General features: G+C 33.1%; 2 protein-coding genes. Both read right to left on the reverse strand.

From position 1 onward, the window contains the following. On the reverse strand, nt 1–795 hold a 795-nt coding region (locus tag ACFILY_RS09360; protein ID WP_375673360.1), incomplete at its 3' end, for a type IV secretory system conjugative DNA transfer family protein. After that, nucleotides 773–997 carry a conjugal transfer protein TraD gene (locus ACFILY_RS09365; protein WP_375634888.1) on the reverse strand — a complete coding sequence of 75 codons (225 nt, stop codon included), beginning with the start codon at nt 995–997 and terminating at the stop codon, nt 773–775. The genes ACFILY_RS09365 and ACFILY_RS09360, both read right to left, overlap by 23 nt. Between the last annotated feature and the right edge of the window lie 130 nt (nt 998–1,127).

The following is a 1,127-nucleotide window of genomic DNA, read 5'->3' on the forward strand; positions in this document are numbered from 1 at the left end:
CCTTGTTTTTTTTACCATTGGAGCGATTTCAGTTGAAGGATCAAAAACGACCAGTGGACCGGAATATTTGAGACAAGTTGGAATAACATTACTGGTTGTTTTATAACCACCAGAACCAGCAAAAAATAACATATGGGGTGAAGAAAAATTTTGTTTATATGTTAGTAATGGCTGTGTTCCTCCTTTCCCCCATGTTGTTTTGTCTTGAGAATCAAAAAGAACATCTGTTACAATATCTTCGTCTACTCGATATCGTTCTCCTACGATGATTTCTCCATCGCTTGGAAAGATGCTTTCTAGTTTTTTCATATTCATCCATTGAGCGCCGCCGAAGATTGTATTTTTTAATTTTTTCGAAGGTAATTTTTTTGGCAACGATAGATTCATAGTGTAACCAAGGATAACAACGCCAATAACAACACCCCATAAAACCATCCTATCAAAGAAAGGAAGAACATCCGCCCATGTCATATTATCTTGACCAACATATGGACTAAGTCTGATATATTCATTTGCACTATAATAAGTTGCAAACAAACCAAAGACGATCATGGACGAAATAGTGATATTTTTTCTGGTATGCTTTTTTTGTAATAAGATGAATGAAGAACATGAAAGTGCAATAAAGATTAAAATATCCAGTGGCTTTGATCTTACAAACCAATAAGCATCAGGCGTCGTTCCATTTTCTGTAATGTTATTGATGGTTATGTTTACAAGAAAAAGAATTATGATTGAAAAGAGAAAAGGGCATATTAAAAATATGATTTGTTTACGATTTAGATTGTTTATCATTTTGACCCCGCGTATCAGCAAAAGCATGCTGTCCTATTTTTTGTAAATTTTTATATTCATTTGAATTTGTATCAAGTTTTGCAGCGTGAATTAAACATCCTAAAATAAAAGACTTATCAGCATTTTTAAGACCAGCCTTTACGACAAGACCGCCTAGAATAATTTTTTCACGTGCATCTTTACGTCTTATTTCATCACTCAAAAATCTCCTCCTTTTTTCAATGCGTCTTAGTGATTTTATAGAGTTACCAAGATTATTCAGTTTTTTGCTGATCTTTTTGAAATCGGTCTTTAATCTCCTCGAAAATATTTTTCCATTGATCGTTTGTTAT

Source organism: Bartonella sp. CL25QHWL (genome assembly GCF_042195335.1).
Lineage (GTDB): Bacteria > Pseudomonadota > Alphaproteobacteria > Rhizobiales > Rhizobiaceae > Bartonella.